The organism is Halosimplex amylolyticum, from assembly GCF_051414035.1.
In the GTDB taxonomy this organism is placed as follows: Archaea; Halobacteriota; Halobacteria; order Halobacteriales; family Haloarculaceae; genus Halosimplex; species Halosimplex amylolyticum.
The window spans coordinates 102,647-118,196 of sequence record NZ_JBLKNW010000004.1 but is presented as its reverse complement, the minus strand read 5'-3'; the positions used below and the strand labels follow the sequence as shown (position 1 = coordinate 118,196).

10 protein-coding genes and 1 pseudogene are annotated in these 15,550 nt (G+C 70.0%); 4 read left to right on the top strand and 7 right to left on the bottom strand.

The annotated features are described in order from the left end of the window. Positions 1 to 21: 21 nt before the first annotated feature. From hutH to ACMGFE_RS17335, 6 genes and pseudogenes are all read right to left on the bottom strand, one after another. Positions 22 to 1,650, bottom strand: a complete 1,629-nt coding sequence (gene hutH, locus ACMGFE_RS17360) for a histidine ammonia-lyase (RefSeq protein ID WP_436926496.1) — start codon at positions 1,648 to 1,650, stop codon at positions 22 to 24. Beyond that, positions 1,643 to 2,968 carry an imidazolonepropionase gene (hutI, locus tag ACMGFE_RS17355; protein WP_436926495.1) on the bottom strand — a complete coding sequence of 442 codons (1,326 nt, stop codon included), beginning with the start codon at positions 2,966 to 2,968 and terminating at the stop codon, positions 1,643 to 1,645. The genes hutH and hutI overlap by 8 nt, the downstream gene beginning before the upstream one ends. Beyond that, positions 2,961 to 4,112 carry an agmatinase family protein gene (locus tag ACMGFE_RS17350; RefSeq protein ID WP_436926494.1) on the bottom strand — a complete coding sequence of 384 codons (1,152 nt, stop codon included), beginning with the start codon at positions 4,110 to 4,112 and terminating at the stop codon, positions 2,961 to 2,963. The genes hutI and ACMGFE_RS17350 overlap by 8 nt, the downstream gene beginning before the upstream one ends. After that, positions 4,105 to 6,006: a urocanate hydratase gene (gene hutU / locus ACMGFE_RS17345; protein ID WP_436926493.1), complete on the bottom strand. Its 1,902-nt coding sequence runs from the start codon at positions 6,004 to 6,006 to the stop codon at positions 4,105 to 4,107. The genes ACMGFE_RS17350 and hutU overlap by 8 nt, the downstream gene beginning before the upstream one ends. Positions 6,007 to 6,143: 137 nt before the next feature. After that, the gene (locus ACMGFE_RS17340; RefSeq protein WP_436926492.1) at positions 6,144 to 7,304 is read right to left on the bottom strand and encodes a hypothetical protein; all 1,161 of its coding nucleotides are present in this window, start codon (positions 7,302 to 7,304) and stop codon (positions 6,144 to 6,146) included. An 89-nt stretch (positions 7,305 to 7,393) separates the two neighbouring features. After that, positions 7,394 to 7,985, bottom strand: a pseudogene (locus ACMGFE_RS17335) (thiamine-phosphate synthase family protein). A 213-nt stretch (positions 7,986 to 8,198) separates the two neighbouring features. Between ACMGFE_RS17335 and ACMGFE_RS17330 the strand changes: the two are divergent. The 3 genes from ACMGFE_RS17330 to ACMGFE_RS17320 all read left to right on the top strand — a co-directional run bounded on the left by ACMGFE_RS17330 (position 8,199) and on the right by ACMGFE_RS17320 (position 11,740). Then, positions 8,199 to 8,474, top strand: a complete 276-nt coding sequence (locus ACMGFE_RS17330) for a YgaP family membrane protein (protein WP_436926491.1) — start codon at positions 8,199 to 8,201, stop codon at positions 8,472 to 8,474. 110 nt (positions 8,475 to 8,584) lie between these two features. After that, positions 8,585 to 9,517: a sulfide-dependent adenosine diphosphate thiazole synthase gene (locus tag ACMGFE_RS17325; protein WP_436926490.1), complete on the top strand. Its 933-nt coding sequence runs from the start codon at positions 8,585 to 8,587 to the stop codon at positions 9,515 to 9,517. 1,032 nt (positions 9,518 to 10,549) lie between these two features. Beyond that, entirely contained in the window at positions 10,550 to 11,740 is a 1,191-nt protein-coding gene (locus ACMGFE_RS17320; RefSeq protein ID WP_436926489.1) for an outer membrane protein assembly factor BamB family protein, read from the top strand. A 72-nt stretch (positions 11,741 to 11,812) separates the two neighbouring features. On the opposite strand, the gene ACMGFE_RS17315 is transcribed toward ACMGFE_RS17320, so the two are convergent. Then, entirely contained in the window at positions 11,813 to 13,354 is a 1,542-nt protein-coding gene (locus tag ACMGFE_RS17315; protein ID WP_436926488.1) for a SagB/ThcOx family dehydrogenase, read from the bottom strand. A 270-nt stretch (positions 13,355 to 13,624) separates the two neighbouring features. On the opposite strand from ACMGFE_RS17315, the gene ACMGFE_RS17310 reads away from it, so the two are divergent. Next, positions 13,625 to 15,544: an SLC13 family permease gene (locus ACMGFE_RS17310; protein ID WP_436926487.1), complete on the top strand. Its 1,920-nt coding sequence runs from the start codon at positions 13,625 to 13,627 to the stop codon at positions 15,542 to 15,544. Positions 15,545 to 15,550 lie beyond the last annotated feature (6 nt).

Here is a 15,550-nt window from a genome sequence, read left to right as displayed (position 1 = left end):
CCGTCTCGACCACTCTCGCGCTCACAGCAGCGGGTCGTCCAGCGCCTCGTTCACCCGCGATTCGATGGTGCCGGACGAAACCAGGTCCGCCGCGGTCTCGATCTCGTCGGCGAGCGGGCGGTCTTCGTCAAGCGGCGGGACGCGCTCGCGGACCGCCTCGTAGGCCGCGCCAGTGCCGCGGCCGGACGTGAGTTCCTCGTCGACGAACTCGGCGGCCTGGGCGCCGCAGAGCAGTTCGATCCCGAGGACGCGCCCCGTGCGTTCGGCCACGTCACGGGTCTGGAACGCCGAGGTCGCGCTCATGCTGACGTGGTCCTCCTGGTTGCCGCTGACGGGCGTGTTGTCGGTGGCGGGGCGGCCGTTTCCGCGGCACTCGTTGACCAGCGCGGCGGCGGTGTACTGGGCGATCATGTAGCCCGAGCGGACGCCGGGGTCCGGCGTGAGGAAGGGCGGCAGGTGCGGTTCCTGCGTGTTCGGGTTGAGCATGCGGTCGACGCGGCGCTCGCTGACGGCCGCGAGGTCGGTCAGGGCGGCGGCGAGGTAGTCGAGGCGGTGGGCGAGCGGCGCGCCGTGGAAGTTGCCGCCGGAGAGGACGGCCGCGCGGTCGGTGCCGCTGGCGCGCGCGGCGGCGGCCGACGTACCCGGGTCCTCTCCCGGTTCGGCGACGGTGTCCCTGGCGAACACGAGCGGGTTGTCGGTGGCGCTGTTGAGTTCGGTCTCGACCGCCTCGCGGAGGTGGGCGACGGCGTCGCGGACGGCGCCGTGGACCTGCGGGAGACAGCGCGTCGAGTAGGCGTCCTGGACGCGGTCGCAGTTGCGGTGGGACTCGACGATCTCCGAGTCGGCGGTCAGGCGGCGGACGTTCGCGGCGCTCTCCAACTGGCCGTCGTGGGGCCGGGCCGCCTGGATCGCGGGGTGGCTCGGCACCGTGGAACTCATCGTCACCTCGGTCGTGAGCGCCCCTGCCACGTCGGCCGCGCGGACGAGTCGCTCGGCGTCCGCGACGAGCAGTGCGCCGAGGCCGACAGAGAGTTGCGTCCCGTTGATGAGCGCCAGGCCCTCCTTGGCGCGCAGGGTGAGCGGTTCGAGGCCTGCGCGCGCGAACGCTTCCTCACCGGAGAGGCGTTCGCCGCCCCCGTTGTCGCTGTCGCCTTCGATTTCTGCCACGCCCTCGCCGATGAGGACGATTGTCGCGTGCGCCAGCGGCGCGAGGTCGCCGCTGGCCCCGAGGCTCCCGGTCCGGGGGACGACCGGCGTGACGCCCTCGTTCAGCATCGCCACGAGGTGGTCGACGACGACCTCCCGGATCCCCGAGTAGCCCTTGACGAGCGCGTTGACGCGGGCGACGAGCATGGCGCGGACGGCCTCGGCTGGGAGTTCCTCGCCGGCGCCGGCGCTGTGACTCCTGAGCAGGTTCGTCTGCAGCGTCTCCACGTCCTCGCGGGGAATGCGTTCGTCGACGAGTTCGCCGAAGCCGGTGTTGACGCCGTAGACTCCCTCGTCACTGGCGAGCACGTCGTCGACCCGTTCGCGGGACGCGCGGACGGCCTCGCGGGCGTCACCGGTGATGGAAACCGCTGCTCCCTCGCGCGCGACCGCGACCACGTCCGCCGGGGTCAGCGACTCGCCGTCGAGGACGACCTCAGACATCGGCGTCACCGCCTGACTCGTCACCCTGCTCATCCCGGGGGGAGTCCCCCGGTTCGCCGACCCACTCGGGACCGACGACGGGGCGGCCGTCCTTCAGCACGGTCGCGACGCGGTTGATCCCGTAGCTGTAGGGGACGTGGACGTGCGAGGGCGCGTCGAGAACGACCAGGTCCGCGGGCGCGCCCTCGCGGACAGCCCCCAGGTCGGGGCGGTCGAGGGCGCGGGCGCCGTTGCGCGTCCCGGCGACGAGGGCCTGAGCGGGGGTCAGTCCCATCTCGACGCAGGCGAGCGCGGAGGCGAAGCCCATGCTCTGGGAGTGGCAGTTCGGGTTGAAGTCGGTGGCGACGGCGACCGGCGCGCCGGCGTCGACCATCGCCCGGCCGTCGGCGTAGTCGGCACCGAGGCCGAAGGCGGTCCCCGGCAGAAGCACGGGCGTCACGTCGGCATCGATCAGCGCCTGTACGTCCTCGTCGGTCGCGTGCAGCAGGTGGTCGGCGCTCGCCGCGCCGACGTCGGCGGCGAGTTTCGTCCCGCCGCGGTGGGCGAGTTCCTCGGCGTGGACCTTCGGCGTGAGACCGTGTTCCCTTCCCGCTTCGAGGACGCGTCGCGACTGCTCGACGGTGAACGCGCCCTCGTCGCAGAACACGTCGCAGAACTCGGCGATGCCCTGCTCCTCGACCGCGGGCAGTTGTTCGGAGACGACTCGGTCGACGTAGTCGTCGGCGTCGACGGGGTCGCCCTCGCCCTCGTAATTTCGGGGAACCGCGTGGGCGCCCATGAACGTCGGGACGACGTCGACCGGGTGGCGGTCGTCGGCGCGGTCGATGGCCTCCAGCATCCGCAGTTCGGTCTCCGTGTCGAGGCCGTAGCCGGACTTGACCTCGACGGTGGTCGTCCCGTGGGCGACCATCACGTCGAGCTGGTCGAGCAGGTTGTCGAGCAGCTCCGCGTCGCTCGCGGCGCGGGTCGCGCGGACGGTCCGGTGGATCCCGCCGCCCCCGGCGAGCAACTCGCCGTAGCTCGTCCCCTGTAGCTTCGCCTCGAACTCGTCGGAGCGGTCGCCGGCGAACAGGGCGTGGGTGTGCGAGTCCACGTAGCCCGGGATCACCGCTCGACCGCGACCCTCGACCGTGTGGACGGCGTTCTCCGGCGGGTACTCGCGGGTTACCTCCTCTGTCGAGCCGACGGCGGCGATCTCGCCGTCGACGACGGCGACCGCGGCGTCCTCGACGACGCCCGCGGGGTCGTCGCTCCGGAGGTCGCCGGTGGCTGTCGCGACCTCGGCGGCGTCGCGGACGACGGCGGTCAGTTCAGGCATCGAGCGCCCCCCGTCGCGAGTGGCGGCCCTTCGGCGCGGCGAGGCTGGCGAGGAAGTGCGCGACGGCGCGGGCGGCGGCGTCGACCGTCCGGCCATCGCGGTCCAGCGGAGGCGCGCACTCGACGACCTCGAACCCGGCGACGCGGCCGTGGGTCGCGACGTGTTCGAGCAGGCGGTAGAGCTCCCGCGTCGTGAGCCCGCCCGGCGTCGGCGCGCTGACCCCCGGCGCGGCGGCCGCGTCGAGCACGTCCAGGTCCACGCTGACGTAGATGGCGTCCACGTCGCCCAGAGAGGCGATGGCGTCGTCCATCGCGTCGATGGGCGCCCCCGCCACGTCCGTCGGCGTGAACACGCGGCCGCCCTGTTCGTGGAGGTAGTCGTGGTAGGCAGTCGACGTCTCGAAGTTCCGGGCGCCGAGGACCGCGAGGGCGTCCAGGCCGTCGTCGTGGAGCTGCCGGTAGGGCGTGCCGCTGGTCGGGCCGGTCCCCTCGCGGACCTCGCGGCAGTCGAGATGTGCGTCGAAGCTGAGGACGCCGAGCGATCCCTGATCGAGCAGCGGTGCCGCGTTCGGGTAGGTAAGCGAGTTGTCGCCACCGAGGAAGACCGGGACCACGCCCCGCCCGTACAGGTCGCTCGTCACCGCGCGGACGCGCTCCTGGACGGCTTCGACCGACGGTTCCCGGTCCCTGTCGTCGACCGGCACGTCGCCGCCGTCGCCGCCGTCACCGCCGTCACCGCTCGGGGACCTCTCGTCGGCCTCGGGCAGTGCAACGTCTCCCAGATCCGCCAGACCGACTTCCGGGCCGATCGGCCCGTGGATGCGCTCGTGGGGGACGTTCTCGCCGTCCTCGTCGGCGGGGTCACCCGCGACGGAGATCGGTCCCAGGTCGACGTGGTGAGTCTTCGTCGCGGCGAGCGACTCGCGGATGGCTGCCGGCCCCTCGGCGGCGCCGCGGCGGCCGATGACTGCGCCGTCGTACGGTTCGCCGACGATCACGGCGCCGTACTCGTCGAGGTCGTCGAGCGTCGCCGGTTCGACCACGTCACCGAACTGCTCGTCGTTCGGGTCGGCAGCGGGGCCGACCCACTCGGGCGGCGGGACGAGGCCATCGTTGCCGGAGGCATCGCGTGTGTTCTCACTCATCCGCTCGGTCCTCCATCGGGATCGCGATCCCGGACGCGTCGGCCTGCTCGCGCGCCCGTTCGTACCCCGCGTCGGCGTGGCGGACGACGCCCATCCCGGGGTCTGTCGTGAAGACGCGGCGGGCCTTCTCGGCGGCCAGGTCGGAGCCGTCGAGGACGACGTGGTTGTTCGTGTGCAGTGCGTTGCCGATGCCGACCCCGCCGCCGTCGTGGACGGAGACGATGTCCGCGCCCGCCGCGCAGTTGAGGAGCGCGTTGAGGATCGGCCAGTCGGCGACGGCGTCGGAGCCGTCTTGCATGTCTTCGGTCTCGCGGAAGGGGGAGGCGACGCTGCCCGAGTCGAGGTGGTCGCGCGTGACGACGACCGGTGCCGCGATCTCGCCGTCGGCGACGAGGTCGTTGATCCGGAGGGCGAAGCGGGCGCGCTCGGTGACTCCCTGCTCGTCGGTCTCCGCGCCCAGCCAGCAGACCCGCGCGGGCAGGCCCTGGAAGGACACCTGCTCCTGTGCGAGGTCGATCCAGCGGTGTAAGGCCGTTTTCTCGGGGAACAGCTCCTTCACCGCCTCGTCGGTCCGATGGACGTCGGCGGGGTCGCCCGAGAGTGCAACCCAGCGGAAGGGGCCCTTGCCCTCGCAGAACAGCGGGCGGACGTAGGCGGGGACGAACCCCGGGTAGTCGAAAGCGTCGCGCTCGCGGGCGGTGGCGCCCGAGAGCGGCCACGGCTGCTCGCCGTCACCGTTGCCTCGATCTGCCCGCCAGTCAGCCACCTGTCCACGGATGTTGTTGCCGTACTCGACGGCGACCGCGCCGCGGTCCCGGAGTTCGAGGATGGCGTCGACGTGGCGCTCCATCGTGTCGAGGCTCTCCCGTTCGTAGCGCTCGGGGTCCCGTTCGCGCAACTCGTCCGCCTCGGTGACGGTGTAGCCCGACGGGTAGTATCCCTCCAGCGCGTCGTGTGCGGCGGTCTGGTCGGTGACGATATCGGGAACGAACCCCCGCTCCAGCATCGCTTCGAGCATGTCCGCGGCGTTGACGTGGACGCCGACCGAGTATCGCTCTCCGGCCTCTGCGGCCTCCGTGGCGCGTTCGATCGCCTCGTCCAGGTCGTCGGTCTTCTCCTGACAGTACCCCGTCTCGATGCGCCGGTCGATGCGAGCCTCGTCGACCTCCGCAGCGATACAGACGCCCTCGTTCATCGTCACCGCGAGCGGCTGGGCCCCGCCCATCCCTCCGAGTCCACCGGTGGCGACGATTCGTCCTTCGAGAGACGCCGCTCGCGGGTCGCTCTGCTCCCCGTCTTCTCGCGGGCTTCGCCCGCTCGAACGGTCCGCGGAGCTTCGCTCCGCGCTACTCGCGTTCGAGGCGCTTCGCGCCTCGCCCCCGAAGTGCTGTCGAGCGGCTTCGGCGAGCGTCTCGTAGGTGCCCTGGATGATCCCCTGGGTACCGATGTACGCCCACGACCCGGCGGTCATCTGGCCGTACATGATCAGGCCCTTCGCTTCGAGTTCGTGGAAGTGCTCCCAGTTGTCCCACTTCCCGACGAGATTAGAGTTGGCGATGAGGACGCGGGGCGCTCGCTCGTGGGTCTCGAAGCGCCCGACGGGTTTGCCGGACTGGACGAGCAGCGTCTCGGTGTCGTCCAGGTCGCGCAGTTCCGCGAGGATAGCGTCGTAGGCGTCCCAGGAGCGGGCGGCGCGGCCGGTCCCCCCGTAGACGACGAGGTCCTCCGGGCGCTCGGCGACCTCGGGGTCGAGGTTGTTGTTGAGCATGCGGAGGGCTGCCTCCTGGCGCCACCCCTCGCACTCGATCTCGGTCCCCGTCGGCGCCCCCTGGTAGTCGCGCCACTGGTCGCTCGGCTCGCCGACCGCGGCGCTGTCGGTCGTCTGCTGTGCCATGCGGTGGCTTGGGGCGAGACGGACAAAAGGACGGTGGCGAGCGAGGTCCGAGCGTAACGAGGATCTCGACGGGAACGGCGACCGAAGGGAGCCGTGGACGGGAGCGAGGTGTTCCGTCGCGAACTGGCTTCCCGGCGTTACATCGGGGTCCAGACGGCCTGGGCCACGCCGAGGGTGACCCTCGAACCACTCCGGCCGTTCGCCACGAACTGATACGGGAGCGAATCCGAGACGCCGTTCGTGACGGACGCCGTGACCTGGTAGCCGTCCGGTTCGGCGTTCTCGGCGCGCCAGATCTTCGCCCGCGCCGTCCCGTGTTCCGCGTCGGGGTTCTCGGACACTTCTCCGCGGATCCAGTACCAGGTGTCCTCGTCCCAGCCGACGTCGTATCCGGTGACGTCGCTCTCGTCGACGACGCCGTCGCTCGAGAACTCGAACGGCCGGTCGGCTCCGGCGCCGTCGGTGTTGAACGTCTGGAGTTTGATCCGGTGCGGAGCCGACCCGTCGGAGCGAGCGGCCCGCCAGGCGACGTATCCCTCTTTGTAGGGGACGCCGGCCGGCCAGTCGGAACACCGGATCAGGAACGCGAACTCGTAGGAGTGGTCCCAGGAGACCGTCGCCTGGGACACCACCGTGGTCTTCGACCCCTTTCCCGTCGAACGCTCGGAGAGGTACGCGTGTCGGCTCCCGCCGTCGGGCGCATCGGACTCCTTCACTCCCCAGTCGTACCTGGCTGCCGTCCCGCCGTTCGCATCGTAGGCGCCCAACCCGCTCTCTTCGAAGTCATCGCCGATCCGGCGTTCTGGCGCCGGTGTGGGCGTGGGGGTCGGCGTCGGTGTCGGCGTCGGCGTCGGTGTCGGCGTCGGCGTCGCCTGGGGGACGAATTGGTCGAGTCGCACGGTCGTGTCCTCGTGGGTGTAGAGCACTTTCAATCGCTCGTCGAACCCCACGTCTGCCGGCCAGTTCGTCACCCCTGCGCCGACCCTCGCGGTATCGCCCGTCGTGACCTGTTCGGTTCCGCCGATTCTCGTCGACCCGAGTTCGCTCCACAACGCACTGTGCCCCTCGGAACTGCGTATCGACAGCCGATCGGCCCGCACGTCGGACCCGCCGTCGTGTGTGATCGCCGCCGATCCGCCTTCGATCCCCCCGGTGGGATCGTACTCCAGCACGAACGACGCGTCGGGCGGTGACGAACTGTTCCCAATCCCGAGGTTCAGACACCCCCCGCCGCCGACCGCGGCACCCACCACCCCGACCCGCAGGACCCGTCGTCGACTCCACTCGTCCCCTGGCATTGACAGTCCGTGTGCGGCCCCTGTCTTATACGCTTCGGTTGACAGGTTAGCGGAGTGTCTATCTGCAGGGTTTCCCGACAGGGACTGGTTCAGTTCACCGGCTCAGCGGTCAATTCCGCGGCGAGCGCCGCGGCTTCGACCGCGGTTTCGCCGAACACGTAACACACCGGTTCGATCTCGAACGCGCCCTCGTGGTAGACGACTCGGGGAACCTCACCGGGTTCACGGAACAGCGTGCGGAGGCGGTCGCCGCGGTCCTCGTCGTCGGCGTCGAATTCGAGCGTGTCGATGCCGCGCGTTTCTGCGGCCGCCAGCGACGCCCCGAACGTCCCGAGATTGAGCGCGCCCCTGACTGTCGGGCCGACCGCCATCGCCGCCCGGATCGTCTCGGCGACGCGCTGGGACGCGCCGAACTCCGGGTCGGCGGGGACCAGGATCCGGCCGTTGAGTGCCTGGAGCCGGCCGGGGACGGTGGCAACGTTCGTCGCATCGGCGGTCGCCCGCATCCGCTCGTCCTCTGCGAAGCGCTCCCCCACCGCTCTCGTCCCCGGGAAGGTACTCGCTGACCACCGCCTGCGTGAGTTCCGGCGGGTCGGCGACCCTTCTCTGGGTGAACCCGCGGTCGTGTGACTCCGCGGCTAGCATCGTCCGCACGGTCGACAGGAACCGCTCGACCACCATCTCGCTGGGGAGGTGCAGCGACTTGTCACCGTGTTCTACCCTCGACAGGAAAGTCCACGCCCATCGCGAGCGGGCTCCGTCCGAAACGGTGACCTCGCAGGGCCGCGAACGGCCGCGAGGCACGTATAGCGGTCGTATCGCTCCGTATACGGCTACGACCGTGCTCACACACTTCAATACGACGTTATTACCTCTCGAAGCAAATGTATTCTCATGGAGAAGAACGTCGGCGGATACGACCGCATCGCTCGGCTCGTTCTCGGGCCCATCCTGATCATCGCTGCACTGGCAGTCTACTTCGAGGTCCTGGCGGTCGCGGGGCTCCTCGGGGCGGCGCTCGTCGTCGCGGGCCTCCTCGTGGGCGCCGTCTTCGTCGTGACCGGCGCCACGCAGGTCTGCGTGCTCAACCGGTTGCTGGGCATCGACACCTACCGGGGCCGCACGGGCGAGGACGAAACCCCCGACGCCGGCGTCGGGCGCGCCCACTGAACGGACTTCTTTCGACCCGATTCTTCCGCCTTCGCCGCTCACCAGCGACGCCAATCGGCGCTCGCGACATCAGAACACCTATCAATCACTCGGTGGTAGTAGCCGGTTGTATGAACGAGTTCGACAAGTTCAGCGACGTCGGTGAAGCGGAAGTCACGCGAGCGATCGGCCAGGAGTGGACCGAGGAGTTCATGGACTTCTCGGATTCGGACGTCATCATCGTCGGCGGCGGCCCCTCCGGCCTGATGGCCGCGAAGGAACTCGCCGAGCGCGGCGTGCAGGTGATGGTCGTCGAAAAGAACAACTACCTCGGCGGCGGCTTCTGGCTGGGCGGCTTCCTCATGAACAAGGTCACCGTCCGCGACCCCGCACAGCAGGTCCTCGACGAGCTGGAGGTCGACCACAAGCAGTCCCAGGACAGCGAGGGGCTGTACGTCGCCAACGGGCCGGAGGCCTGTTCCGGTCTCATCAAGGCCGCCTGCGACGCGGGCGCGAAGATGCAGAACATGACGGAGTTCACCGACATCGTCATCCGCGAGGACCACCGGGTCGGCGGCATCGTCATGAACTGGACGCCGGTCCACGCGCTCCCGCGCGAGATCACCTGCGTCGACCCCATCGCCGTCGAGGCTGACCTCGTCATCGACGCGACCGGTCACGACGCGATGGCCGTCAAGAAACTCGACGAGCGCGGCGTGCTCGACGCGCCGGGTATCGAGGACGCGAAGTCCAACGCCGGCATGGACAACACCGGCGACGACTCCTACGGCGCCCCCGGCCACGACTCGCCCGGCCACGACTCGATGTGGGTCGGCGAGAGCGAGGACGCCGTCGTCGAGCACACCGGCCTCGCCCACGACGGCCTCGTCGTCACCGGCATGGCTACCGCGACGACCTACGGGCTCCCGCGTATGGGTCCGACATTCGGCGCCATGCTCGTCTCCGGCAAGCGCGCCGCCCAGGTTGCCCTCGACGAACTGGGGGTCGACGCCGACCCCGTCGACCTGACGAGTCGCGACGCCGCGACGCCCGCCGACGACTAGAGACCACTTTTTACAAACGGGGGTGTCCTCGGCCGTCGGCCTGCGGGCACTCTCGTTTGCAAAAACTTGGGGAAAAACTGCCGGACGCGTCGCTCACTTCGTTCACTCGCGTCCGGGGAAACCGCGCCTCGCGATGCTCGGCGCGGTACGCCTTTCAGACTTCAGACGTGGCGCGCGCTGTCGCGGCTCTCGTGCCGCGACAATTTCGTGCGAGGGATGAGTAGCGAGGGACCTTCGGTCCCTCGGGCCATGCGGGCGACTCGCGGGTCGCCCGCAGACACCGCAATCGGTTGGGGAGGCGTGTGGTGCGGTTGCTGTGCGGTAAGGGTCCCTGGCGGACTGAAAGGGCGAGGCGCGCTCGCGGCTGGTGCGCGGCCCCTATCCGAGCGCAGCGAGGATATGTCGCACAGCAGCCGCGAGCGGGTCGAGGGCTTTCGTCGGACCCAGTCATCTGCAGTCGAGTCTCCTACTAGCGAGTGGGCCGAGGGCTCTCATCGCTTGTTGCACCCACAATCACTCGAACTGACAGCGATCGGGACAAGACACTTGCCGAGACGATGACACCCATCGATATGGTCGACGGGCTGTCGAACCGGTATCTCGGCGCCGTCCTCGCCGCGTGTTTGCTGGTCGTCGTCGGCGCGTGGCTCCCGTGGGTTCGCAAGTCCGTCCGCTCTATCGATGGAGATCCGTACGTCACAGCCGAGGGACTGCAGGGGCTGTGGACGGGATTCAGCGGCGTCGACGTCCTGATCCTCGGCGCGGTCGGCCTCGCCGTCGTCGTCGCGCTACTGGCGCGATTCCGAAACCGGTCCCCGGATGTCGGGCTCGCGGTGGCCGGGGCGGGTACACTCTGGACCGTCGACGATTTCGCCCGCGAGTTCTGGACGGTCGACCACTACGTCGTCCGACCGGGACTCGCGCTCGTGCTCGGCGGCGGAATCGTGCGATCGCGCTGTACTGTCACTGTGTGGACCAGATTCTGTCGGACGAACAGCAAGCTTATGGCACAGTTCCTCCCAGAAGGGGCGTATGGACAGGGGAACGACACGACGACAGGTCCTGCGAATCGGGGGAATCGGCTGTGCGATCGGCGCGAGCGGTTGTCTCGGGCCACTGAGTTCGTCCGACGGCGACGGGGGCGGGGGCGGGCCCCTGAGCGGCGGCGGTGGGCCGAACGGGTGGCCGCGGGTCCAGCGCGACGCGGCGGCGACCGGGCAGGCGGGGGGATCCGGTCCGACGTCGTCCGTCGAGGAGGTCTGGACGGCGTCGACGGACGACGGGCTGGGAGTGACGCCGGCCGTCGTCGACGGGACGGCATACGTGGAGTCCCCGAGCGGGGTCGCGGCGCTCGACGCCGAGACCGGGGACGAACAGTGGAACACGGGCCTCGACAGCACGCCGGCGTACCTCACCGTCCTCGACGGGACGCTGTACTTCGAGGCGGGCGGGATGCGAGCGCTCGACGTCTCCGACGGGTCGGAGGAGTGGACGTACGACGCGATCCCGGAGAAGGGGTACCCGACCGTCGTCGACGGAACGGCGTACGTCGGGAAGGCGACGGGCGGACTCGTCGCGGTCGACGCCTCGAACGGGGAGGAGTCGTGGTCGTTCCCGTTCGACAAGGAGGTCAGAGCGCCGCCGGCCGTCGCGAACGGATCCGTGTACGTCACGACGCTCCCGACGGACGACGAGCAGGGGGACCTGATCGCCGTCGACGCCGAGAGCGGCGAGGAGAACTGGCGCAGCGAAGGGGGCGTCTTCCAGGCCCAGACGCCGACGGTCGTCGACGGGTCGGTCTACCTCCAGGAGCGATACGTCACCGCCCGCTCGGCGGACGGCGGCGACGAGGAGTGGGTCTACGACGACAACAACACGGCCATCGTCCCGCGGTCGGTCGCCGTCGCCGACGGGACCGTGTACTTCGGGAGCAAACGACCGGGGTCGACGTCGACGACAGTCTTCGCGGTCGACGCCGAGTCCGGCGACCTGGACTGGGACCGGTCGTTCGACGGCGGGGCCGTCGACGCGCCGATCCTCTCCGACGGGACCGTGTACCTGGGGACGACCGAGGGAACCGTCTACGGGCTCGACGCGGCGTCCGGCGAGACGCGCTGGGAGCACTCGGTCGACGGGGGCGTCGACACCGGCCTCGCGCTCGCCGACGGGCAGCTGTACGCCGTCTCCGACGAGGGGACGCTGCACGTGCTCGCCGAAGCGTAGGGACGCGAACGCGGATAGGTGGTTCGTCGAGCGCGAACGCCGATTGGCGGTTCGTCGAGTGCGACCCACCGGTCAGGCGGGCTTTCCGAACGCGAACAGGGTCATGGGCGTCTGGCCGTCGGCGTGGGGCGACAGGAACTCCGATACCTGATCGTCGAAGAAGGTGAAGCCGCGACCGCCCAGCTCCAGGTGGGCGTAGGTCGCGAGGTACAGCCGTCCGAGGGCGATGCCGGCCTCCAGTTGCGCGAGCCGGTAGCCGCGATTCCCGAACTCCGAGACGACGGCGTCGACGTCGGCGACGAGGTAGACGTTCGCTGCCGCGTCGCCGACGACGGACTGGCCGAGCGCGAGGTGGCCGGCGGTCTCCCGGTCGGTCTCGCCCACCCACTCCAGTTCGTCGCTCCCGGGGTGGTACTCGTAGACGCCCTGGTCGATGCCGTCAACGGCGTGGACGAGACAGTAGCAGTCGACGAGGCCGTCGAGGTCGCCGGCGAAGGCGTCGGCGGGCGTCCCGCGGAGTGCCCGGTCCAGCACGGTCGCGAACTTCCGGGCGCTGATCGGGTCGTGGCTGTACTCGCGACAGGAGCCGCGCCGTTCGATGGTGTTCCCGACGGGACGCGCCGACGCGGTCTCCGCGTCGACGGGGTCCAGCTGGATCCGCTCGCCGCCGGTGTCGGGGCGGAGCCCCAGCGAGGTGTCGGCGACTTCGGCGGCGAACTCCTCGCGCCACGCGTCGGCGGCCGCGCCGTCGTCGAGTCGGCTCTGGCGCCACGCGTCGGGGACGAGCGGGTAGTCGACGGGGTCGGCGGAGAGCGGGCGCTCCTCGGGGTCGATGGGGTCGACGTCGGGTGTCGCGGTGTCCTCCGAGACCGGTGCGCCCGAGCCGACAGTGACGAGTTCCAGCGGCGCCTCCTCGTCGGGGTCGAGGCCGAGCAGGTCGACCACGGGGTCGTCGGCGAACCCGGCGACGGCTTCGGCGCGGTGGCCGCCCCCCTGGGCCACGGCGAGGAGGTTCGCGACGATAGTCCCGGAGTCCCAGAACGCGTGGCGGTAGGTGCGCGCCCGGTACTTCCACTCGTTGCGCCACCACTGGGAGGTGGCGACGAACGTGACCGGCGCGTCGGCGACGGCCGGGTACTCGCCCGAGGCCGCGGCCAGAACGCCTCGAAAGTCGCCCTCGCGGAGCACGTCGAACTCGCCGGAGTGCGGGTCGAAGTGGTAGACGCCGGGGTCGAACTGGCCGCAGTCGCCGGTGACGGCGTACAGGTCGACGTGGTAGAGCTTTCCCGTGCAGGCGGCGGCGCGGAACGGCATCGGCTGGCCCTGCACCTCCAGTTCCTTCGTGATCCCCGTCGCGTAGTGACAGAGCGTTTCGATATCGGGGTCGTCGGACCCGTCGGGAGCCTCGGCGGGCGGGTCCGGATCGGTGGTCGCGATCGACGCGAGCGCGGGCGTCGCTGGCGGATCGGGGTCGCTGTCGGGGGCGAACCTGGGGAGGGCTTCGTACACTTTGTACGGGCGGGGCTGGTTCGACCGGTCGAGTCGGAACGAGTCCTCGCGCAGGCGATCGGGCGAGTGGTTCGTCCGCTCGTGGTAGTCGCGGGCGTCGACCATGCCGTCCGTTCGACCGGTCGGAACTAACCCCTTGGGGCACCACGGGGATCGATGTCACTGGGAGCGCCCCAGCGGTTCCGGGACCCGAGCCGATCAGTTCGTCCCCCCGATGCCGTCGGCGAACGCGGGTCCTATCGCTGGGATGGCAGTCTGTAACCCTGGGCCCGTCCGAGTAACGGCTCACTAGGGTTCGGTCGCGGGCGGGGGCGTCCGGGCTGTTCGATTCAACGTAGACGGGCCTTCTTTATCGGGACTTCCGTTCGTCTCTCCATGGTCTCCGCGAGCGTCTGGCAGGTGGCACCTCCGACGGGCGTGACCCCCCAGATGCTCGTGGTGTTCGCCGTCACGCTCGCCGCGGTCGTGCTGTTCGTGACGGAGTGGCTCCCCATCGACGTGACCGCGATCGCGATCATGGTCACGCTGATCGTGCTCGAACCGTGGACCCAGATCTCGCCGACCGACGGGATATCGGGCTTTTCCAGCCCGGCGACGATAACGGTCCTCGCGATGTTCATCCTGAGCGCGGGGATCAGCCGGACGGGTGCCGTCCAGATCGTCGGCCGGAAGATCACCGCGTTCGCCGGCGATAGCCTCGACAGGCAACTGCTGGCAACGATCAGCGTCGCCGGGCCGTTGTCGGGGTTCCTCAACAACACGCCGGTCGTCGCGGTCCTCGTGCCCGTCATCTCTGACGTCGCCCACAAGGGCAACACGTCGCCGTCGAAACTGCTGATCCCGCTCTCGTACGCCTCGCAACTCGGCGGCATGCTCACGCTCATCGGGACGTCGACGAACATCCTCGCGAGCGCCACGTCGGCGCGGCTCTCCCGCAAGTACCCGAGCCTCCACGCGTTCGACTTCTTCGAGTTCACCTCCCTCGGCGCCGTCGTCCTCGTGGTCGGGGGACTCTACCTCATGACCGTCGGCCATCGGCTCCTCCCCGAACGGGTCCCACCGGATGTAGCCGTCGATGAAACCGGCGTCAAGGAGTACCTCGCGGAATTCGTCGTCGACGACGGGTCGCCCCTCGTGGGTCGGCGGGCGACGACCGCGGTCGAAGCGTCCGGCGTGGACGCCGACCTCCTTCAGCTAATCCGCGACGGGGAGCGGTTCACCGACGAGTTGGACCAGCGGCGACTCCGCCCAGACGACACGCTGGTGATCCGGGCGACCAGCGAGACGCTCGGGGGACTCGACGACGTCGACGGGCTGGTCCTTCCGGGAGCAGGCGAAGCGGTCGACGGTGCCGATCGAGCGGCGACGGACGACCGGTCGCTCGTGCACGTCGTGGTCCCGTCGAGTTCCCCGCTCGTCGGCCAGACTCTCCGCAGTTCGACGTTCCGCGCGCGCTACGACGCGACGGTCCTGGCCCTTCGCACGCGGAGCGGCGCCGTCCGGGACCGCCTCGACGACTTCACCATCCGCGGGGGCGACACGCTCCTCGTCCGGGCGAGCGCCGGCGGCGTCGACCGCCTCGCGCGGACCCGCGACTTCGTTCTCTCGCGGGACGTCGGCGACCCCGACTACCGGTCCGAGAAGATCCCGCACGCGATCGCGATCATGATCGGAGTCGTGGGCCTCGTGGCGCTCCCGTGGGAGTTGCTCGCAACCGTTCTAGTCGGTGCAACCGGGATCCAGCAGCTCTCGGTGGTCGCGGGCTTCCAGCAGGACATCATGGTCTCCGCGCTCGCTGGCGTCGTCACCATGGTCGTCGCGGGCGTGCTCGGACCGGGCGAGTTGTACGAGTCGGTGGACTGGACCGTCATCTTCCTGCTGGCGGGGGTCATCCCGCTCGGCGTGGCGCTCGAACGGACCGGCGCCGCGGCGCTCGCCGGCAACGCGGTGGCAGCGTCGGCGGGCTTCCTCCCGGACCTGCTCGTACTGTGGGTGTTCTACGTCGCGACCGGACTGATCACCGAGGTGATCAGCAACAACGCGAGCGTGGTGTTGATGATCCCCGTCGCGGCGGCCGCGGCCACCGCTATCGGCGCGAACCCGTTCGCGTTCGTGCTGGCGGTCACCTTCGCCGCGTCGACCGCGTTCCTCGGCCCCATCGGCTACCAGACGAACCTGTTCGTCTACGGCCCGGGCGGCTACCGCTTCACCGACTACATGCGCGTGGGCGCCCCGCTGCAACTTCTCCTCTCGGTGGTGACCGTCCTCGGAATCGCCTTGTTGTGGGGGCTCTAACGGATC